The sequence below is a fragment of the Streptomyces rectiverticillatus genome (assembly GCF_013394065.1).
GTDB classification, from domain to species: domain Bacteria; phylum Actinomycetota; class Actinomycetes; order Streptomycetales; family Streptomycetaceae; genus Streptomyces; species Streptomyces rectiverticillatus.
This window is the reverse complement of sequence record NZ_CP040752.1, coordinates 7544958-7568735: the sequence shown is the minus strand read 5'-3', so window position 1 is coordinate 7568735 and position 23778 is coordinate 7544958. Positions and strand designations below refer to the sequence as shown.

Sequence of the window (23778 nt, the reverse complement as noted above, 5' to 3'; positions counted from 1 at the left end):
AAGACTTACCGGAATTCGGCAAGGGGGTCAGCGGGACGCACCGGAGCGGTCAGGAAATCCCGAATTCCTTGCCGAGCAGATCGAATACTTCGTCGTCGGTGGCCGATTCCAGATCGGTGCCCGTTCCAGGGGCTTCCGGAGCCGGCGCCCTGCCGGATTCACCGGCAATCGCCAAGACCGCCTGGAGCTTTGACAGGATCCGGTCGCGGGCTTCACTCTCCGACAACTTCGTGACCAATTCTTGTTCGACCCTGTCCAGATCAGCAAGTAGGGAATCCACTAGGGCTGGTTCGGCCGCTCCCACCGTCTCCGTGAGTACGTGACGGGCCAGGAGAGCGGGCGTCGGGTAGTCGAAGACCAGCGTCGCGGGGAGCCGCAGCCCGGTGGCCTTGTTCAGCCGGTTGCGCAGTTCGACGGCCGTGAGGGAGTCGAATCCCAGGTCCTGGAAGGCGTGTTCCGGCCGGACCGTGCGGTCCGACGCGTGCCCCAGGACCGCGGCCGCCTCGGCCCGGACCAGGTCCAGGACGGCCGCGTCCCGCTCGGCCTCCGCCATCCCCTCCAGGCGCTCGGCCAGCGAGGATGCGGAGGGAACGGCAGCGGCCCGCGCGGTTCTCCGGGCCACGGCCGGTACGAGGGCGCGCAACACCGCCGACGCCTCACCGGCGCGCAGCGCACCGGTGTCGATGCGTACCGGGGCGAGCACCGCCTCGTCCGAGGCCAGTGCCGCGTCGAACAGCCTCAGTCCCTCCTCCGGCGGCAGCGGCAGCACGCCGCTGCGCGCCATCCGCGCCCGGTCGGCCTCGGCGAGGCCGTCCGTCATCGCACCGGACTGCTCCCACACGCCCCAGGCCAGCGAAATGGCGGGCAGGCCCTCGCGGCGGCGGTACGACGAGAAGGCGTCGAGGAAGGAATTCGCCGCCGCGTAGCTCGCCTGACCGGCGCTGCCGACCATTCCGGCGACGGACGAGAACACCACGAAGGCGGCGAGGTCCGTCTCCCGGGTGCAGTGGTGCAGATTCAGCACGGCGTCCACCTTGGGCCGGAAGACCTCCCTCATCCTTTCCGGTGTGAGCGAGGCGACGACCCCGTCGCCGAGAACACCCGCGGTATGCACGACGGCCGACAGCCGGTGACCGCCGAGCCCGTTCAGCATTGCGGAGACGGCTTCCCGGTCGGCCACGTCGCAGGCCGACCAGGTGACCTCGGCACCCCATGCCGCCAGCTCGGCCTCCAGCTCGGCCGCGCCGGGGGCCTCGGCGCCCCGGCGGCTCGCCAGCAGGAGCCGGCGCACCTTGTGCTCGGTGACCAGGTGCCGGGCGACGAGCGCGCCCAGCGACCCGGAGGCGCCGGTCACGAGGACGGTGCCGTCGGCGAGGTCCGGGACGTCGGCGGAAGCGCCGGTGACGGCTCCGGTGACGGCTCCGGTGACAGCTCCGGTGGCCTTCGTCAGGCGCGGCACGAGGACGTCCTGGCCGCGCACCGCGAACTGCGGCTCACCAGCGGCGATCGCGGCGGGCAGCACACGCACTGCCTCGTCCACGGCCGCGGCCTCCACCAGCACGATCCGGTCCGGATGCTCGGACTGCGCGGACCGGACGAGCCCCCACACCGCAGCATGCGCCAGATCGCCGGGAGACGTCACCAGGGCCAGACGCCCCGGGCGGTCCTCCGCCAGCCACCACTGCACCAGCGCCAGCACCTCGCTCGCGACGCCGTACACCTGCTCGGCTGTCTCGATGCCCGTGCCCGAGCCGTAGCCTGCCGGGCACGGAGCGACCGCGACGACCGCGACGTCGGGGAGGGCCGGTTCGGTGGACAGAGCGGCCAGGTCCGCGTACCTCCGGACGTCGAGCCCGGAGGCCGGGGCCGCGGCGGCCCCGGCCTCCGAGAAGGCCGCGGGCTGCCAGGCGAGGCCGAACAGCGAGTCGTCGGCGCGTCGGCCGGAGCCGCCCGCCGCGAGCAGCTGCTCCCGCGACACCGGGCGCAGCGACAGGGAGCCGACCGAGGCCACCAGGCCGCCCGCGGTGTCGGCCACGGTCAGCGACACCGCGTCGGTGCCCGTTCGCGAGATCTTGACCCGCAGTGCCGTCGCCCCGGCGGCCCGCACGCCCGTCCCGGACCATATGAAGGGCAGCAGCGGCCCGTCGTCGACGGGGACGAGCCCGCCCGCGCCGATCGCGTGGAGCGCCGCGTCCAGCAGCGCCGGGTGCAGGGCGAACGCGCCTGCCTCCGCCTCCGTGCCCTCGGGCAAGGAGACCTCGGCGAGGACATCGTCCCCGCTGCGCCACACCGACCGCAGGCCCTGGAAGACCGGACCGTAGCCCAGACCGAGCCCGGCCAGGCCCTCATAGAACCCCGTCAGGTCGACGGCCTCCGCGCCTGCCGGCGGCCACGCGCCGAAGTCCGCACCGTGCGGCGCTTCGGGCAGCGTGTCCGTCAGGAAGCCGACCGCGTGCCGCACCCACGGAGCGTCGTCCGGGGCGTCGTCCTGGGCGTCCTCCAGCCGCGAGTGCACGCTGAGCGCGCGTCGGCCCGGTTCCTCCTCCGCACCGACCCACACCTGCACGGCCACACCGCCGTGCTCCGGGACGATCAGCGGTGCTTCCAGCGTCAGGTCCTCGAGCTGCGCGCAACCGGCTTCGTCGCCCGCACGCACCGCCAGCTCCACGAGCGCGGTACCCGGCAGCAGCACGCTGCCCATGACCGTGTGGTCGGCGAGCCAGGGGTGGGACTTGAGGGAGAGCCGCCCGGTGACCAGGAACCCGCCGGCGCCCGGCAGCGCGACCGCCGCACCCGCCAACGGGTGCCCGGCCGCACCCAGCCCGAGCCCGGTGGCAGCGGCACTTCCGGTGAACTCCTCGGGCGCTTCGAGCCAGAAGCGCTCGTACTGGAAGGCGTAGGTCGGAAGGTCGACGCGGCGAGCGCCGGAGAACAGTGCCTGCCAGTCCGGGGAGACGCCGTGCACGTGCAGCTCGGCGAGCGCGGTGACGACGGCCTGCGGCTCGGGGCGGCCGGCGCGCAGGACGGGCACGGTGACGGCCTCATCCAGGCAGCCCTGCGCCATACCGCTCAGGACACCGCCGGGGCCGATCTCCACGAAGGTCGTCACACCCAGGTCGTGCAGGGTCTGGATTCCGTCGGCGAAACGGACCGCCTCGCGAGCGTGACGGACCCAGTACTCGGGGGTGTACGGCTCGGCCACGCGGCCGGTGAGGTTGGAGACGACAGGGATCTGCGGCTTGTCGTAGGTCAGGCCCCGGACGACCTGGGCGAAGTCGTCCAGCATCGGCTCCATCAGGGGCGAGTGGAAGGCGTGACTGACCTTCAGGCGGGACGTCTTGCGCCCCTGCTGGGCGAAGACCCCGGCGATTTGCAGCACGGCAGTCTCGGCTCCGGAGACGACGACGGACTGCGGACCGTTGATCGCCGCGATGCCGACGCCGTCGGTCAGGTGCGGCAGCACCTCGTCCTCGGTCGCCTGCACGGCCACCATCGCACCGCCGACCGGTAGCGCCTGCATCAGCCGGGCACGGGCGGACACCAGCTTCGCGGCGTCGTCGAGCGACAGCACCCCGGCCACATGCGCGGCCGCGATCTCGCCTACGGAGTGACCGGCCACGTAATCCGGCCGCACACCCCAGGACGCGAGGAGACGGAACAGCGCCACCTCAATGGCGAAGAGGGCGGGCTGCGTCGAGCCCGTCTGGTGCAGATCCTCCGAGTCGACGTCGACGAGAGCATCCAGCCGCGCACACACCTCGTCGTAAGCTGCAGCGAACACCGGGAACGCCGCGTACAGCTCACGCCCCATGCCGATCCGCTGCGAACCCTGGCCCGAGAACAAGAACCCGGCCTTGCCCCCGGAACCCGGTTCGCCCACGACGACCCGGGTGGACGGGGACCCGGCGGCCAGCGCACGGAGCCCTTCCAGGAGTTCGTCCGGGTTCTCCCCTACGACGGCTGCCCGGTGCTCCATGGACGAGCGCGTGGTGGCGAGCGAGAAGCCGATGTCGGCCGGCTGCAGGTCCGGGTCCGAGGACAGGGACGAGGACAGGGACAGCAGACGTTCCGCCTGGGCCCGCAGCGCCGCCCCCGTCCTGCCCGACAGCACCCACGGCACGGCCGGTACCGAAGCCGAACCCGAAGCCGAGTCCGGGACGGCAGGCGCAGCAGGTTCCGTCGTCGCAGGCGCCTGCTCGACGATCACGTGGGCGTTGGTGCCGCTGATGCCGAAGGACGACACAGCTGCTCGCCGCGGGTGGTCCGTGGCCGGCCAGTCGACGGCCTCGGCCAGCAACCGGACGTCACCGGCGGACCAGTCCACGTGCGGCGTCGGCTCGTCCACATGCAGCGTCCGCGGGAGGACGCCGTGGCGCATCGCCATGACCATCTTGATCACACCACCGACACCGGCAGCCGCCTGGGCGTGGCCGATGTTCGACTTCAGCGAGCCCAGCCACAGCGGACGGTCCTCGGCCCGCTCCTGACCGTACGTGGCCAGCAGCGCCTGCGCCTCGATCGGGTCGCCCAGCTTCGTACCCGTGCCGTGCGCTTCCACCGCGTCGACCTGGTCCGAGGACAGGCCCGCATTCGCCAGCGCCTGCCGGATCACCCGCTGCTGCGACGGACCGTTCGGCGCCGTCAGACCGTTGGACGCACCGTCCTGGTTCACCGCAGTGCCACGAACCACCGCCAGCACCTTGTGACCGTTACGCCGGGCGTCGGACAGCCGCTCCACGAGCAGCATGCCCGCACCTTCGGCCCAGCCCGTACCGTCCGCGCCTGCCGCGAACGCCTTGCACCGGCCGTCGGCCGACAGGCCGCGCTGACGGCTGAACTCCACGAACGTCGAGGGAGTCGCCATGACGGTGACGCCGCCGACCAGGGCCATCGAGCACTCGCCGGTGCGCAGCGCCTGGGTCGCCAGGTGCAGTGCGACGAGCGAGGAGGAGCACGCCGTGTCGACCGTGACCGCCGGGCCCTCCAGACCGAAGGTGTACGAGACGCGGCCCGAGGCGATGCTGCCCGCGCTGCCGCTGCCCAGGTAGGCGTCCATGCCCTCCGGAGCCGTCTTCACCCGCCCGCCGTAGTCGTGGTACATCACACCGGCGAAGACACCGGTCCTGCTCCCCCGCACCGAAGCCGGATCGATCCCCGCCCGCTCGAACGCCTCCCACGACGTCTCCAGCAGCAGCCGCTGCTGCGGATCCATCGCCAGCGCCTCACGCGGCGAGATCCCGAAGAAGGCCGGGTCGAACTCGGCCGCCTCGTGGAGGAAGCCGCCGTGGCGCACGTAGGACTTGCCCGAGCGGTCGGGGTCGGGGTCGTAGAGGTTCTCGACGTCCCAGCCGCGGTCCTCGGGGAAGCCGGAGATCGCGTCCCCGCCGGAGGCGACGAGGCGCCACAGATCCTCGGGTGACCGCACGTCACCGGGGAACCGGCACGCCATGCCCACGATCGCGATCGGCTCGTCCGTCCCGGCGACCGCGGCGACGGCGACGGCGGCCTGGGACTGCTCCTGGACGCCCAGGGTCTCGGCGAGCAGGAAGCGGGAGAGCGCGACGGGCGTCGGGTGGTCGAAGACCATGGTCGCGGGGAGCCGCAGACCGGTCGCCGTGTTCAGGCGGTTGCGCAGCTCCACCGAGGTGAGCGAGTCGAAGCCGGCGTCCTGGAAGGCGTGGTCCGGCTGGACGGCCTGGACCGAGGCGTGGCCGAGGACGGCGGCCACCTCGGCGCGTACCAGGTCCAGCACCGCCTGCTCGCGCTCGGCCTCGGGCAGTCCGGCCAGCCGCTGCCCCAGCGATCCCTTCGGCGCGGCCTGCTGTGCCGCGCGCCGCGCAGTGCCTCGTACGGGCCCGCGCAGTCCGCGCAGAACCGGGGGGACCGTGCCCTGAAGCCCGCTCAGGTCCAGGCGGAGCGGGGCGACGGTTGCCCGGTCCAGGGTCAGCGCCGCGTCGAACAGCCGCAGTCCCTCGTCGACGGTTATCGGGGCCAGGCCCACCCGCTTGAGGCGGGTGAGGTCCGCCTGGTCGAGCCGGTCGGCCATGCCGCCTCCCTGCTCCCACAGGCCCCACGCCAGCGAGGTCGCGGGGAGGCCGCGGGCGCGGCGGGCCTCGGCGAAGGCGTCGAGGAAGGTGTTCGCCGCCGCGTAGTTGCCCTGCCCCGCGCTGCCCAGGATCCCGGACACCGAGGAGAAGACGACGAACGCCGACAGGTCGCTCGTCAGCTCGTGGAGGTTCAGCACGGCGTCGACCTTCGGCCGCAGCACCGTGTCCAGGCGCTCCGGGGTGAGTGCGGCGACCACACCGTCGTCGAGGACGCCGGCCGTGTGCACGACGGCCGTCACCGGCGTGCCGGACAGCACCTCGGCGAGGGCGTTCCGGTCGGCCGCGTCGCAGGCCGCCCAGCGCACCTCGGCGCCCCACGCGGCCAGCTCGGCCTCCAGCTCCACCGCGCCGGGGGCCTCCGCACCGCGCCGGCTGAGCAGCAGCAGGCTGCGTACGCCGTGGGTGGCGACCAGGTGCCGGGCGACGAGCCCGCCCAGCGCGCCCGAGGCACCGGTCAGCAGGACGGGGCCGACGCCGAAGTCCGGGACGTCGGCGGAAGCGCCGGTGACAGCTCCGGTGACGGCTCCGGTGGTGGCTCCTGCGGCGGCTCCGGTGACGGCTCCGGTGGCCTTCGTCAGGCGCGGCACGAGGACGTCCTGGCCGCGCACCGCGAACTGCGGCTCACCGGAGGCGAGGGCGGCGGGCAGCACGCGGACGGCGGCCTCGACGTCCTCGGCCTCCACCAGCAGGATCCGGTCCGGACTCTCTGTCTGCGCGGACCGGACGAGCCCCCACGCCGCAGCATGTGCCGGATCTCCGGGACGCGTCACCAGGGCAAGACGCCCCGGGCGGTCCTCCGCCAGCCACCACTGCACCAGCGCCAGGACGGCGTGGGTGACTTCACGGACGCGGGTGGCCGTGTCCCTGTCTGCCTTGTCTGCCTTCACGTCCGTGCGGAAGCCCGTCGGGCACGGGACGACCATGACGTCCGATGTCGCCTCCGACTCCTGCAGTGCGTCGAAGTCCGCGACGGTCTCTATCGTGAGCGCGCCGGCGGCGGAGGGCAGCGTGAACGGCGTCCAGTCCAGCGCGAAAAGCGAATCACCGCCGCCGGAACCGGCACCGGCACCGGAACCGGCACCGGCATCGCGCAGTTGCTCGGCCGAGACGACCCGCAGCGACAGCGACTCGACCGAGGCCACCGGATCACCGGCGCCATCGGCCACGGCCAGCGTCACCGAACCGGAGGCCGCCCGCGACAGCTTCACCCGCACCATGGCCGCACCGGCCGCCTGGACGGCGACACCGGACCACGCGAACGGCAGAGCAGGCCCGTCGTCCAGCGAGACCAGACCACCGGCGGCCAGAGCGTGCAGGGCGGCGTCCAGCAGCGCCGGGTGCAGGGCGAAGGCCGCGGCGTCGGCACCCGATTCCTCCGGCAGTTCGACCTCGGCGAAGACGTCGTCCCCGCCGCGCCACACCGACCGCAGGCCCTGGAAGACCGGACCGTAGTCCAGGCCGGCAGCGGCCATGCCGTCGTAGAACGCGGTCAGGTCGACTGCCTCCGCACCCGCAGGCGGCCACGCACCGAAGTCCGCAGCGGACGGCGTCGCCTCGGCCGGGGACAGCACACCCGTCGCGTGCCGCACCCACGAACCGTCCTCGACGCGCGAGTGCACGCTCAGCTGCCGCCGCCCGGACTCGTCCGCCGCGCCGACCGCCACCTGAAGGGTGACGCCACCGCGCTCGGGCACGACCAGGGGAAGCTCCAGGGTGAGGTCTTCGATCCACCCGCAGCCCGTCTCATCGCCCGCCCGGACGGCCAACTCGACGAACGCGGTGCCGGGCAGCAGAACAGTGCCGTTCACGGCGTGGTCGGCAAGCCACGGGTGGGTTCCGAGGGAGAGCAGCCCGGTGAGCAGGACCCCGTCGCTGTCGGCCGTCGCGATCGCGGCACCGAGCAGCGGGTGATCCGCCGTCCCCAGGCCGGCGGCGCGGACGTCGCCGGGTGCCTGGGGGACGTCGAGCCAGTAGCGGTCGCGCTGGAAGGCGTAGGTCGGCAGGTCGATGCGCCGGGCGCCGGGGAAGAGTGCCTGCCAGTCCGGGGAGACGCCGTGGGTGTGGAGCTGACCGACGGCGGTGACGATCGCGTACGGCTCGGGGCGGTCGGCGCGCAGGGCGGGGACGGTGATGACGTCGTCCACGCAGGCCTGCGCCAGCGCGCTCAGCACGCCGCCGGGGCCGATCTCCACGAACGCCGTCACGCCCAGGTCGTGCAGGGTCTGCACACCGTCGGCGAAACGCACGGCCTCGCGGACGTGACGGACCCAGTACTCCGGCGTGTACGACTCGGCCAGACGGCCGGTGAGGTTCGAAACCACCGGAATCCGCGGCTCGTTGAAGGTGAGGCCGCGGACGACCTCGGCGAAGTCGTCCAGCATCGGCTCCATCAGCGGCGAGTGGAACGCGTGGCTGACCTTCAGACGCGACGTCTTACGGCCCTGCTGCCTGAAGGTCTCGGCCATCGCCGTGACCGCGTCCTCGGCACCGGAGATCACCACGGACTGCGGCCCATTGATCGCCGCGATACCGGCCTCGTCGGTCAGATGCGGAAGGACTTCCCCCTCGGTGGCCTGCACGGCCACCATCGCCCCGCCCGCGGGCAGGGCCTGCATCAGCGCAGCCCGCGCCGACACCAGCCTCGCCGCGTCGTCGAGTGACAGCACCCCGGCCACGTGCGCGGCCGCTATCTCGCCCACGGAGTGACCGGCCACGTAGTCCGGCCGCACGCCCCAGGATGCGAGGAGGCGGAACAGTGCCACCTCGACAGCGAACAGCGCAGGCTGTGCCGACCCGGTCTGGTGAAGCGCTTCCGCATCGACGTCGACCGGCGCGTCGAGAAGCGCACACACCTCGTCGTACGCCGCCGCGAACACCGGATACGCCGCGTACAGCTCGCGTCCCATGCCGATCCGCTGCGACCCCTGACCCGAGAACAAGAACCCGACCTTGCCCCCAGCAGGACCGCCCACCGGAGCGGCGCCCGAGGCCACCGCCTCCAGTCCCGGCCGGAACTCCGCAAGGTCCCCGCCCACGACCACCGCACGCCGCTCCAGCCCCGCACGCGACGTCGCCAACGAGAACCCCACATCGGCGAGCCGAACCCCAGTGCTCTCAGCGTCCACGAACGACAGCAGCCGATCCGCCTGCTCCCGCAGCGCCGCCTCGCTCTTCGCCGACAGCACCCACGGAACCGGTCCCGCCACGACCGCCTCACGGACAGGCTCGTCACTCGCCACAGCCTGCTCGACGATGACATGCGCGTTCGTACCGCTCACGCCGAACGAGGACACCGCCGCCCGGCGCGGCCCTTCGCCCGCAGGCCATTCGACCGCCTCCGTCAGCAGGCGCACGGCGCCCGCCGACCAGTCCACGTGCGGCGTCGGCTCATCGATGTGCAGGGTCTGCGGCAGCACGCCGTGCTGCATCGCCATGACCATCTTGATCACACCACCGACGCCCGCCGCGGCCTGTGAGTGACCGATGTTGGACTTCAGTGAGCCCAGCCACAGCGGACGGTCCTCGGCCCGCTCCCGGCCGTACGTGGCCAGCAGCGCCTGCGCCTCGATCGGGTCGCCCAGCTTCGTACCCGTGCCGTGCGCTTCCACCGCGTCGACCTGGTCCGAGGACAGGCCCGCATTCGCCAGCGCCTGCCGGATCACCCGCTGCTGCGACGGACCGTTCGGCGCCGTCAGACCGTTGGACGCACCGTCCTGGTTCACCGCAGTGCCACGAACCACCGCCAGCACCTTGTGACCGTTACGCCGGGCGTCGGACAGCCGCTCCACGAGCAGCATGCCCGCACCTTCGGCCCAGCCCGTACCGTCCGCACCTGCCGCGAACGCCTTGCACCGGCCGTCCTCCGACAGGCCGCGCTGACGGCTGAACTCCACGAACACGGAAGGGCTCGCCATCACCGTGACGCCGCCGACCAGCGCCATCGAGCACTCGCCGCTCCGCAGCGCCTGCGCCGCCAAGTGCAGGGCCACCAGGGACGACGAGCACGCCGTGTCGACCGTGACCGCCGGGCCCTCCAGACCGAACGTGTACGAGACGCGCCCCGAAGCTACGCTGCCCGCACTGCCGTTGACGAGGTAGCCCTCCAGTCCGGCCGGCGAGGTGTGCACGCGCCCGCCGTAGTCGTGGTACATCACACCGGCGAAGACACCGGTCCTGCTCCCCCGCACCGAAGCCGGATCGATCCCCGCTCGCTCGAACGCCTCCCACGACGTCTCCAGCAGCAGCCGCTGCTGCGGATCCATCGCCAGCGCCTCACGCGGCGAGATCCCGAAGAACTCGGCGTCGAATTCGGCCGCGTCGTGGAGGAAGCCGCCCTGCCGGGTGTAGCTGGTGCCCCACTGGTCGGGGTCCGGGTCGTAGAGCTTCTCGACGTCCCAGCCGCGGTCCTCGGGGAAGCCCGATACGGCGTCGCGCCCGGAGAACACCAGCTGCCACAAGTCTTCGGGCGACTGCACGCCGCCGGGGTAGCGGCAGGCCATGCCCACGATCGCGATCGGCTCGTCCACCGTGCCGGTGGCCGTCGAGACGGTCGCCGGCACCGCTGCTGCTGCCGCGGCCCCGCCGGAGCCCGCGGCCTCGGCGGTGAGGAAGCGGGCGAGAGCGAGGGGGTTCGGGTAGTCGAAGATCAGCGTGGCGGGCAGGCGCATGCCGACGGCCGAGTTGAGCCGGTTGCGCAGTTCGACGGCGGTCAGCGAATCGAAGCCGATGTCCTGGAACGAGTCGTCCGCGCCCACCGACTGTGCGCCGGCGTGGCCGAGCACGGCGGCGACCTCGGTACGCACCAAGTCCAGCACCGCCTGCTCGCGCTCGGCCTCGGGCAATCCGGCCAGCCGCTGCCCCAGCGATCCCTTCGGCGCGGCCTGCTGCGCCGCGCGCCGCACCGGCGCGACACGCACCAGTCCGCGCAGGGCCGGCGGCACGGGCTGCCCCTGCCCGTTGCGGAAGGCGGACGTGTCCAGCCTGATCGGGGCGACGGCAGCCCGCCCGGTGGCCAGGGCCGCGTCGAACATCCGCAGGCCTTCGGCCGCCGGGATCGCGGCGAGGCCCATGCGCTGGATGCGCGTGAGATCGGTGTGGTCGAGGCTGCCGGTCATGGCGCTGTCACTGTCCTGCGCCCACAGGCCCCATGCCAGCGACGTGGCGGGCAGGCCCTGGGCGCGGCGGTGCTCGGCGAGTGCGTCGAGGAAGGTGTTGGCGGCCGCGTAGTTTCCCTGGCCGGGCGTGCCGAGGGTGCCCGCCACCGAGGAGAAGAGCACGAACGCGGACAGGTCGCCGCACAGCGCGCCGGCCAGTTCGTGCAGGTTCAGCGCCGCGTCCACCTTGGGCCGGAACACGCCGTCCAGCCGCTCGGGGGTCAGCGAGCCGATGATGCCGTCGTCGAGGACGCCGGCAGTGTGGACGATCGCGGACAGGCTCTGCCCGTCCAGGAGGTCGCGGACGGCGTCACGGTCGGCCACGTCGCAGGCGGCCCAGGTGATATCGGCGCCCTGTGCGGTCAGGTCGGCGGCGAGCTCGGCCGCACCGGGTGCGTCAGCGCCGCGGCGGCTGACGAGCAGCAGGCTGCGGACACCGTGTTCGGCGACCAGGTGCCGGGCGAACAGTCCGCCCAGCCCGCCCGACGCACCGGTCAGCAGGACGGTGCCGGAACCGAGGGCCGGAAGCTCCGCCTCCGCCGCGCCCGGTGCGGCGATGCGCACCAGCCTCGGCACCCGGACCTCGCCCGCGTGCACCTCGGCCTGCGGCTCGCCGGAGGCGATCAGGCCGGGCAGCAGCCGGGTGAGACCGGCGTCGCCGCCGCTGCCCTCATGGACATCGGCATCAACATCGGCATCGGTCGCAGTCGCGGTCCCGGTCGCGGTCTCCGTCTCGACCAGCACGATGCGGTCGGGGTTCTCGCTCTGCGCCGAGCGCACCAGCCCGCGGACCGCCGACTGGGCGAGGTCGTCCGAACGCATCGTCAGCACCAGGCGCGACGGACGGTCCTCGGCCAGCCACCACTGCAGCAGCTCCAGCACGGCACGGGTGATCTCGCGTACGCGGGCGGCGGTGTCCGCGTCGGTCCCGGTCGGGCAGGGCACGACCACGGCGTCCGCGCCGGAGCCCGCCGACGAGCCGGCGGCGGCCTGCAGGGCGGCGAGATCTTCGTACGTCTCGATCCTCATGCCGTCGGGCGCCGACGGAAGGCCGACCGGCGTCCACTCCAGGCCGAAGACCGCGTTGTCACTGCCGGAACCCGCGCGCAGCTGGTCGGCGGGGACCGGGCGCAGAGTCAGTGAGTCGATCTGCGCGACCGGCTCACCGGTGCCGTCGGCCAGCACCAGCGACACGGCGGAGGTTCCGGCGCTGGTGCCGGTGCCGGTGCCGGTGCCGGCACGCGAGACCTTCACGCGCAGGCCGGAGGCCCCGGCGGCCGTCAGGCGCACGCCGCTCCAGGCGAACGGCAGCAGTCCGTTGCCCGTCCCGGCCTCGGGTTCGACCGCGCCCAGCCAGACGGTGTGCAGGGCCGCGTCGAACAGCGCGGGGTGCAGGCCGTACGCACCGGCGTCCGTCCGCTCCGCGCCGGACAGCTCCACCTCGGCGAAGAAGTCGTCGCCGCTCCGCCACGCGGCACGGAGCCCCTGGAAGACAGGGCCGTAGTCGAGGGCCATGTCCGCGAGCCGCTCGTAGAACCCGTCAACGTCGAGGGGTTCCGCGCCCGCGGGCGGCCACGCGGCGAGCGAGCCGTCCGCCGGCCCTCCCGTGGCGACGGCCAGCGAGCCGGAGGCGTGCCGGACCCACGTCCGCTCGGACGCGTCCTCGTGGGCGTACGCGTCCCCGTCGTCGATGCGCGAGTGCACGGTCAGCGGCCTGCGGCCCGAGCCGTCGTCGGCGCCGACCCGCACCTGCAGGGCGACGCCACCGCGCGCGGGAACAAGCAGCGGGGTCTCCAGCGTCAGCTCTTCGAGCAGGTCGCAGCCCACAGCGTCGGCAGCGGTGATCGCCAGCTCCACGAACGCGGTTCCCGGCAGGAGGGCGACCCCGCTGACGGCGTGATCCACCAGCCACGGGTGCGTGTGCGCCGAGAGCCGCCCGGTGAGCAGGTGCCCGTCGCCGTCGGCCAGCGGCACTGCGGCGCCGAGCAGCGGGTGACCGGCCTCGCCCTGGCCCACCGCGCGCATGTCACCGGTGGAGGCGGGGGCGTCGAGCCAGTAGCGCTCGCGCTGAAAGGCGTAGGTCGGCAGGTCGATGCGCCGGGCCCCGGGGAAGAAGGCGTTCCAGTCCACTTCGACGCCGCTGACGTGCAGCTGGGCGTACGCGGTGGTGATCGCCTGCGGTTCGGGGCGGTCGGCACGGAGGACGGGGACGGTGACGATGCCGTCGCCGTCGCCGTCGCCGTCGCCGTCGAGGCAGCCCTGGGCGAGGGCGCTGAGGACACCGCCGGGGCCGATCTCCACGAACGTCGTCACACCCAGGTCGTGCAGGGTCCGGATGCCGTCGGCGAAGCGGACGGCATCGCGGACGTGACGGACCCAGTACTCCGGCGTGTACGACTCGGCCAGGCTTCCGGTGAGGTTGGAGACCACCGGAATCCGCGGCTCGTTGAAGGTGAGGCCTCGGACGACGTCGGCGAACTCCTCCAGCATCGGCTCCATCAGAGGCGAGTGGAACGCGTGGCTGACCTTCAGCCGGGACGTCTTACGACCCTGACCAGCGAACACCTCCGCGATCGCGACGACCGCGTCCTCCGCACCCGAGATCACCACAGACCGCGGGCCGTTGATCGCCGCGATACCGGCCTCGTCGGTCAGGTGCGGGAGGATTTCCTCCTCGGTGGCCTGCACAGCAACCATCGCCCCACCAGCAGGCAGCGCCTGCATCAACGCAGCCCGCGCCGACACCAGCCTCGCCGCATCCTCAAGCGACAACACACCCGCCACATGCGCAGCCGCAATCTCACCCACCGAGTGCCCGGCCACGTAATCCGGCCGCACACCCCACGACTCCAGCAACCGGAACAGCGCCACCTCCACCGCAAACAGCGCAGGCTGCGTGCAACCCGTCCGGTTCAACTCCTCCGAGTCGACATCCACCGGCGCATCCAGCCGCGCACACACCTCGTCGTACGCCGCCGCGAACACCGGATACGCCGCATACAACTCCCGGCCCATCCCCAGCCGCTGCGACCCCTGCCCCGAGAACAAGAACCCCACCTTGTCCGCCGGGTGAGCGCGTCCCGTGACCACGTCGGCCGCCGGTTCTCCCGCCGCCAAGGCCTCCAGGCCCGCCCGCAGTTCGGCGACGTCGGTGCCGATCAGCGCAGCCCGGTGCTCCAGCGCCGATCGCGTGGTCGCCGCCGAGAATCCGGCGTCGACGGGCGACACGTCGTCGCTCGCGAAGGCCAGCAGGCGCTCCGCCTGCGCCCGCAGCGCCGCCTCGCTCTTCGCTGACAGCACCCACGGCACGGGCACCGGACGGTGTTCCCCGGCCGGCTCGGCCGCGGCGGCGGCCGGCGCCTCCTCGATGATCGTGTGCGCGTTGGTCCCGCCGATGCCGAAGGACGACACGGCGGCCCGGCGCGGCGCGTCGCCCGCGGGCCACTCCACCGCCTCGGTCAGCAGCCGCACGGCGCCGGCCGACCAGTCCACGTGCCCCGTCGGCTCGTCCACGTGGAGCGTCCGCGGCAGCACACCGTGCCGCATCGCCAGCACCATCTTCATCACACCGGCCACACCCGCGGCGGCCTGTGTGTGGCCGATGTTGGACTTGACCGATCCCAGCCATACCGGCCGGGTGCCGGAGTGCTCCTGGCCGTACGTCGCCAGCAGCGCCTGAGCCTCAATCGGGTCACCCAGCTTCGTACCCGTACCGTGCGCCTCCACCGCGTCCACGTCCGCCGGGGTGAGTCCGGCGGAGGCCAGGGCCTGCCGGATCACCCGCTGCTGGGACGGGCCGTTCGGGGCGGTCAGGCCGTTGGACGCGCCGTCCTGGTTCACGGCGCTGCCGCGCACCACCGCCAGCACCTGATGCCCGTGGCGCCGGGCGTCGGACAGCCGCTCCACCAGCAGCAGGCCGACGCCCTCGCCCCAGCCGGTGCCGTCGGCCCCGGCCGCGAACGCCTTGCAGCGGCCGTCGGGCGACAGCCCGCGCTGCCGGCTGAACTCCACGAACAGGTCCGGCGTGGTCATGACCGTGACACCGCCGACCAGAGCCATGGTGCACTCGCCGCTCCGCAGTGCCTGCGCGGCGAGGTGCAGGGCCACGAGCGACGACGAGCATGCCGTGTCGACCGTGACTGCCGGGCCCTCCAGGCCGAACGTGTAGGAAATGCGGCCGGAGACGACCGAGGCCGCCTTGCCGGTGAGCGCGTACCCCTCGATCTCCTCGGGTGCGTTGCGCAGGCCGTTGGCGTAGTCCTGGCCGTTGGTGCCGATGAAGACACCGGTGCGGCCGGCGCGGACGGACGCGGGGGCGATGCCGGCGCGCTCGAAAGCCTCCCAGGCGGTCTCCAGCAGCAGCCGCTGCTGCGGGTCCATGGCCAGTGCCTCACGCGGCGAGATCCCGAAGAGGCCGGCGTCGAAGCGGTCTGCGCCTTCGATGAAACCGCCCTCGCGCGCGTACGTCCTGCCGGGCCGGTCGGGGTCGGGGTCGTAGAGCGAGTCGATGTCCCAGCCGCGGTCGGTGGGGAAGCCGGTCACCGCGTCCCGGCCGGAGCGCAGCAGCTCCCACAGGTCCTCGGGCGACTGGACGCCGCCCGGGAAGCGGCAGCTCATGCTGACGATCGCGAGGGGCTCGTCGGTCGCGGCGGCAGCCGTCGCCCGCTCGGCTTCCGCCTCCAGCCCGTGCCGGCCGAGGAGTTCCTCGCGCAGATGGCGGGCGAGGGCGGTGGGGGTGGGGTGGTCGAAGACCAGGGTGGTGGGCAGTTTGAGGCCGGTGGCCGTGGTGAGCCTGTGGCGCAGCTCGACGGCGGTGAGCGAGTCGAAGCCGGTCTCGCGGAACGTCCGGTCGGCGTCGAAGGCCCCCCTGCCCGTGTGGCCGAGCACGGTGGCGGCCTGCTCGCGGACCAGGTCCAGCAGGATGCGGTCCTGCTCCCCCGGCGCGCCGCCCTGCAGGCGCCGGACCAGCGCGGACGCAGGTGCTTCGGCGGTCTGCGCGGCCTGGGCATGTGCTTCGAGGGCCTTGCGGGCCTCGGGCACGCCGTGCAGCAGCGGGCAGGGGCGCGTGCCGGCGAAGGCCGGGACGAAGCGGTCCCAGTCCACGTCGGCGACGGTCACGGAGGTCTCGCCATGGGTCAGCGCACCGTGCAGCACGGCGATCGCGGCAGGGGCCGCGATCGCCCGGACGCCGCGTCGCCGCAGGTGGTCACCGGCGGCGCCGTCGGCCATGCCTCCGTCCGCCCAGGATCCCCATGCGACGGCCAGAGCGGGCAGGCCCTGCGCCCGGCGCTGCTCGGCGAGGGCGTCGAGGAAGGCGTTCGCGGCGCCGTAGGCTCCCTGGCCGCCGTTGCCCCAGACGCCGGTCATCGACGAGAAGAGGACGAAGGCATCGAGGTCCTGACGGTCCCGGGTGAGCTCGTGCAGGTGGAGCGCGGCGTCCACCTTGGGACGCAGAACGCGGTGCAGGCGTTCGGGCGTGAGCGATGCGACCAGGCCGTCGTCGAGCACGCCTGCGGTGTGCACCACGGCGTTCACAGTGTGCTGCGCGAACAGCTCGGTGAGCGCGTTGCGGTCCGCCGCATCGCATGCCGCGACGGTGACCCGGGCTCCCAGTTCCTCCAGCTCCGCCTTGAGTTCGGCGGCGCCCGGGGCGTCGGGGCCCCGGCGGCTGGTGAGCAGCAGGTGCTCGGCGCCGGCGGTGGCGAGCCAGCGGGCGACGTGTCCGCCGAGCGCGCCCGTACCGCCGGTCACGAGGACCGTGCCGCGCGGCGACCAGAGTTCGTCGGCCGGCGCCGCCGCGCTCCCGGGTGCACGCACGAGGCGGCGGCCGGACACGCCGGATGCGCGGACGGCGAGCTGGTCCTCGTCGGTCCGGGTCAGCAGGCCGGCCAGGCGCTCCAGCGTGCGGGGGTCGAGTTCGGCGGGCAGGTCGACGAGCCCGCCCCAGCGCTGCGGCTGCTCCAGGGCGACGACCCTGCCCAGGCCCCAGAGACGGGCAGCGGCGGGGTCGGTGAGCGGGTCCGCGGTGCCGGTCGACACGGCGCCGCTGGTCAGGCACCACAGCGGGGCCTCGATCCCGGCATCGCCGAGGGCCTGGACGAGGAGGACGAGCTGCTGGAGGGCGTCTCCACCTGTCCCTGGCCCGGCCTCTGCCTCTGCCTCTGCCGGTGCCTCTGCCCGGGCTGCGGCGAACACGATGCCGGCAACCTGCCCGTCCCCGGTGGCGGTGGCGGTGGCGGTGGCAGCCAGGGTCCGGGCGAGGGTCTCGCGGTCGGTGTCGTCGTTCAGGGCCAGCGGAACGAGCTCGGCGCCGCGTTCCATGAGTCCGCCGCGGATCGCCTCGGTCCAGGCGGTCTCCTCGGAGGCCACGTACAGCCAGGTACCCGGCGGAACAGCGCCCCCGACGTCGCCGAGCGGCTGCCAGGTGATCCGGTATCGCCGGCCGTCGGCCGCGGACTGCTCCCGCCGCTGCCGACGCCAGGCGGTCAGCTTGGGCGCGACCACGTCCAGCTCGGCGGGCTCCAGCCCCAGGAGCGCACCGAGAGAGGCGCGGTCGTCGCTCTCCACGGTGTCCCAGAACTCGGCGTCGATCGTCTCGGGGGCGCCGGTGGTTGCTGTGCGGAGCGCGTCGAGCCAGTAGCGGTCGCGCTGGAAGGCGTAGGTCGGCAGGTCGATGTGCCGGGCGCCGGGGAAGAGTGCCTGCCAGTCCGGGGAGACGCCGTGGGTGTGGAGCTGACCGACGGCGGTGACGATCGCGTACGGCTCGGGGCGGTCGGCGCGGAGGGCGGGGACGGTGATGACGTCGTCCACGCAGGCCTGGGCAAGTGCGCTCAGCACGCCGCCGGGGCCGATCTCCACGAAGGTCGTCACACCCAGGTCGTGGAGCGTCCGGATGCCGTCGGCGAAGCGGACGGCATCGCGCACGTGCTGGACCCAGTAGCCGGGGGTGTAGGCCTCGGCCAGACGGCCGGTGAGGTTCGAAACCACCGGAATCCGCGGCTCCCTGAAGGACAGACCGCGGACGACCTCGGCGAACTCCTCCAGCATCGGCTCCATCAGAGGCGAGTGGAACGCGTGGCTGACCTTCAGACGGGAGGTCTTGCGGCCCTGCTCGGCGAACACCTCCGCGATCGCGACGACCGCGTCCTCCGCACCCGAGATCACCACGGACCGCGGGCCGTTGATCGCCGCGATACCGGCCTCGTCGGTCAGGTGCGGGAGGATTTCCTCCTCGGTGGCTTGGACCGCCACCATCGCCCCACCAGCAGGCAGCGCCTGCATCAACGCAGCCCGCGCCGACACCAGCCTCGCCGCGTCCTCAAGCGACAACACCCCCGCCACATGCGCAGCCGCAATCTCACCCACCGAGTGCCCGGCCACGTAATCCGGCCGCACACCCCACGACTCCAGCAACCGGAACAGCGCCACCTCCACCGCAAACAGCGCAGGCTGCGTGCAACCCGTCCGGTTCAACTCCTCCGAGTCGACATCCACCGGCGCGTCCAGCCGCGCACACACCTCGTCGTACGCCGCCGCAAACACCGGATACGCCGCATACAACTCCCGGCCCATCCCCAGCCGCTGCGACCCCTGCCCCGAGAACAAGAACCCCACCTTGCCCCCAGCAGGACCCCCCACCGGAGCCGAACCCGAGGCCACCGCCTCCAGTCCCGGCCGGAACTCCGCAAGGTCCCCGCCCACGACCACTGCACGGCGCTCCAGCCCCGCACGCGACGTCGCCAACGAGAACCCCACGTCCTCCGGCCGAACCCCAGCACCCCCGGCACCCCCGGCGTCCACGAACGACAGCAGCCGATCCGCCTGCGCCCGCAGCGCCGCCTCGCTCTTCGCCGACAACACCCACGGAACCGGTCCCGCCACGGCCACTTCACGGGCAGGCTCGTCGCTCGTCACCACCTGCTCGACGATGACGTGTGCGTTCGTACCGCTGATGCCGAACGAGGACACCGCCGCCCGGCGCGGTGCGTCGCCCGCGGGCCACTCCACCGCGTCGGTCAGCAGCCGTACGCCGCTCTCCGACCACTCCACGTGCGGCGTCGGCTCGTCCACGTGCAGGGTCTGCGGCAGCACGCCGTGCTGCATCGCCATGACCATCTTGATCACGCCGGCCGCACCCGCAGCGGCCTGCGTGTGACCGATGTTCGACTTCAGCGAGCCCAGCCACAGCGGACGGTCGCCGTCCCGCCCCCGGCCGTAGGCGGCGATGAGGGCTTCCGCCTCGATCGGGTCGCCGAGCCGCGTGCCCGTGCCGTGTGCTTCCACCGCGTCGACGTCGGCGGGTGCGAGTCCGGCGGAGGCCAGTGCCTGCCGGATGACGCGCTGCTGCGAGGGGCCGTTCGGCGCCGTGAGTCCGTTCGAGGCGCCGTCCTGGTTCACCGCGCTGCCCCGTACAACCGCCAGCACCCGGTGCCCGTTGCGCTCGGCGTCGCTGAGCCGCTCGACCAGCAGCATGCCGACGCCTTCGGCCCAGCCGGTGCCGTCCGCGCCTGCCGCGAACGCCTTGCACCGGCCGTCGGCCGAGAGCCCGCGCTGCCGGCTGAACTCCACGAACATGCCGGGCGTGGACATCACGGTCACGCCGCCGGCCAGGGCCATCGTGCACTCGCCGCTCCGCAGCGACTGGACGGCCAGGTGCAGGGCGACCAAGGACGACGAGCAGGCTGTGTCCACCGTGACCGCGGGTCCTTCGAGGCCGAAGGAGTAGGCCACGCGGCCTGATGCGACGCTGGTCGTCGTGCCGGTGAGCAGGTACCCCTCGATGCCGTCGACCGGCTCGTGGAGCCGGGGGCCGTAGTCCTGTGCCGTCGCGCCGATGAACACGCCCGCCCGGGTCCCGCGCAGCGTGGCCGGGTCGATGCCGGCGCGCTCGAACGCCTCCCAGGCGGTCTCCAGGACCAGCCGCTGCTGCGGGTCGATCGCGGCGGCCTCGCGGGGGCTGATGCCGAAGAAGCCGGCGTCGAACTCGGCCGCCTCGTGCAGGAAGCCGCCGTGCCGCGTGGAGGACTTGCCGGGCGTGCCGGGCTCCGGGTCGTAGAGCGCTTCGACGTCCCAGCCGCGGTCCGCCGGGAACCCGGTGATGGCGTCGCCGCCGGAGGCGACCAACCGCCACAGGTCCTCCGGCGAGCGCACCCCGCCGGGCAGGCGGCAGCTCATGGCCACGATGGCGATGGGCTCGTCGGGGTCGGCCGGCGTCGCGGGCGTCCCCGGCGCGGCGGCCGCCGCAGCGCCCGCGCCGAGGGACTCCGAGACGAGGTGGCGGGCGAGTGCGGCAGGAGTCGGGTGGTCGAACAGCACTCCGCTGGGCAGGCGCAGTCCGGTGGTCTCGCCGAGCCGGTTGCGCAGTTCGACCGAGCTGAGCGAGTCGAAGCCGAGGTCCTTGAACGTCCACTCGGTCCGGACCTGGCGGGCCTCGGCGTGGCCCAGGACGGCGGCGATATGTGCGCGGACCAGGTCGAGTCCTGCTTCGTCGCGTTCGGCTTCGGTCAGGCCGGCGAGCCGCTGCGCGAGAGCGCCCACAGGCGCGCTTCCCGCCCCGGCGGTCTCGTCCGGCTGCGGGGCTGCAGGAGCCCAGGGGGTGACGGCCCCGGCGGTGGACGTCGTGTCGCCGTCCAGCCAGTACCGCTGTCGTTCGAACGCGTAGGTCGGCAGCGTGACCTTGCGCCGTACGCCCCGCACGCCTCCTTCGTCCTGCACGCCTCCTTCGCCCCGCCCGCCGTCGAACAGGGCGCTCCAGTCCGGCTCCATGCCGTGGACGTGCAGCGAGGCGACCGCCGCCAGCAGGGCGTGGGCCTCGGGGCGGCGGGCGCGCAGGGCGGGTACGAACAAGGCGTCGCCGCCGGTGCCGGAGCCGGCGCGGGCCATGGAGGTCAGCACGCCGCCCGGGCCGAGCTCCAGGTACGTACGGACGCCCTGCTCGTCGAGGCGGGCCACGCCGTCGGCGAACCGGACCGCGTCGCGGACGTGCCGCACCCAGTACTCGGCCGCGCAGCCCTCGTACTCCCCTTCCCCGGACAGCCGGCCGGTCACGTTGGACACGATCGGGATACGCGGCGCATGGAAGGTCAGGCCCTCGGCGACGCGGCGGAACTCCGCCAGCATGGGTTCCATGTGCGGGGAGTGGAAGGCGTGGCTGACCCGCAGCCGGCTGGTCTTGCGGCCGAGGCCGGCGAAGGCGTCGGCGATCTCGGTGACGAGGTCCTCGTCACCGGAGACGACGACGGAGTCCGGGCCGTTCAGCGCGGCGATGCTCACGCGGTCCGTGCGGTCGCCGATACGGGCGCGGACCTCGTCCTCCGTCCCCTGGACCGCGATCATGGCGCCACCGGTGGGCAGCTCCTGCATCAGGCGGCCACGCGCGGCGACCAGAGTGCAGGCGTCGGCGAGCGTGAGGACGCCGGCCACGTGTGCGGCGGCGAGTTCGCCGATGGAGTGGCCCATCAGCACGTCGGGGGTGATGCCCCAGCTCTCCAGCAGCCGGAACAGGGCGACCTCGACGGCGAACAGCGCGGTCTGCGTGTAGAGGGTCCGGTCGAGTTCGGCTGCTTCCTCGGTGCCTTCGGGCGCGAACACGACGTCGCGCAGCGGCCGCGGCAGCCGGGGGTCGAGGTGTGCGCACACCTCGTCCAGCGCGGCGGCGAACGCCGGGAAGACCTCGGCCAGTTCGCGACCCATGCCGGCTCGCTGGCTACCCTGGCCCGAGAAGAGGAAGGCGAGCTTGCCGCGCGGGCCGGTGCGCCCGGTGGTCAGTGCGGCGTCGACGCCGCCGGTGGACAGCTCGCGCAGGGCACGCAGGAAGTCGTCGCGGTCCTCGCCCACGACGACGGCCCGGTGCTCGAAGGCGGTGCGCCCGGTGGCCAGCGACCAGCCGACGTCGGGCAGGGCGAGGCCGGGGTGCGCTTCGGCGTGCGCGAGCAGGGCGGCGGCCTGGGCGCGCAGCCCGGACGCGGTCTTGGCGGACAGCGGCCACGGGGTCGGGGCCGCGGTCGCAGTCGCAGTCGCAGTCGCAGTCGCAGTCGCAGTCGCAGTCGCAGTCGCAGTCGCAGTCGAACCCGTCTGCGACCCGGAAGCATCGGTATCCGCGCGGTGTTCCGCCAGCACGACGTGGCAGTTGGTGCCGCCCATGCCGAAGGAGCTGACTCCGGCGAGCAGCGGGCTGCCGTCCCGGCCCTCCCACTTGGTGTGTTCGGTCTGCACCCGGAGGTTCAGCCGCGTCAGCGGGATCGCCGGATTCGGGGTCTCGAAGTTGAGGCTGGCGGGCAGTTCGCGCCGGCTGAGCGACAGGGCGGCCTTGAGGAGGCCGGTGATGCCGGCCGCGCCCTCCAGGTGGCCGACGTTGGTCTTGGCCGAGCCGACGCGCAGCGCCCGGCCGGGTTCGCGTCCTGCGCCGAGCACGGCGCCGAGGGCGGCCGCCTCGATGGGGTCGCCGACCTTGGTTCCGGTGCCGTGCAGCTCCACGTAGCCGACGTGGGCGGGATCGACGCCGGCCCGCTCGTAGGCGAGCCGGAGCACCTGTTCCTGCCCGGACTGCAGGGGCACGGTCAGTCCGTCGCCGCCGCCGTCGTTGTTGACAGCGCTGCCGCGGATCACGCAGTACACCGGGTCGCCGTCCGCGACGGCCCGGGCCAGCGGCTTGAGGACGACGATGCCGCCGCCCTCGCCGCGGACGTAGCCGTTCGCCCGGGCGTCGAAGGTGAAGCAGCGGCCGTCCGGGGACAGTCCTCCGAACTTGGCGGCGCCCAGGGTGCTCTCGGGGACGATGTTGAGGTTCACGCCGCCCGCGAGGGCGATCGTCGATTCGCCCTTGCGGAGGCTCTCGCAGGCCAGGTGGACCGAGACGAGGGAGGAGGACTGGCCGCAGTCGACGGTCAGGCTGGGGCCGTTCAGGCCGAGGAAGTACGAGACCCGGTTGGCGATGATGCTGCGGTGCAAGCCGGTGACGGTGTGCGGGGAGATGGCCGTGAGTCCGGAGCGGTGGTGCAGGGTCGCGTAGTCGTCCCAGATGGCGCCGACGAAGACTCCGGCCCGGGTGGAGCGCAGCGTCCCGGCGCGCACGTGCGCGTCCTCCAGCGCTTCCCAGGCCAGTTCCAGGACGAGCCGCTGCTGCGGGTCCATGGCCGCGGCCTCCTTGGGGGAGAGCCCGAAGAACGCGGCGTCGAAGTGGCCGATGCCGTCGAGGAATCCGCCCCTGCGGATGTCGGTCCTGCCCGGCGCTTCCGGGTCGGCGTCGGCCACGGCGGCGCCGTCCCAGCGGTCCCGGGGGACGTCGGTGATCGCGTCCGTGCCCTCGCTGAGCATCCGCCAGAAGGCGGCCGGATCGGCGGCCCCCGGCAGCCGGCACGCCAGGCCGATGACGGCTATGCCATCGGCCGAACCAGTCGAACCAGCTGAATCAACTGAATCAGCCGAGACCGAACCGGCCCGATTCCCCGTTCCGTTGAGCCCGGACTCGACCATATTGCGCTCCACCCACCCACACAGAGAACGAAAAGGCACCGCAC

General features: G+C 73.2%; 1 protein-coding gene. It reads right to left on the bottom strand.

What is annotated here, in order from left to right; genetic code table 11:
- Nucleotides 1–49 precede the first annotated feature (49 nt).
- Entirely contained in the window at nucleotides 50–23734 is a 23685-nt protein-coding gene (locus FGW37_RS32665; protein WP_179084379.1) for a type I polyketide synthase, read from the bottom strand.
- Between the last annotated feature and the right edge of the window lie 44 nt (nucleotides 23735–23778).

Bases quoted from the DNA above. Each gene is read 5' to 3' on its own strand.
- FGW37_RS32665 (WP_179084379.1), bottom strand. From the start codon at position 23,734: ATGGTCGAGTCCGGGCTCAACGGAACGGGGAATCGGGCCGGTTCGGTC.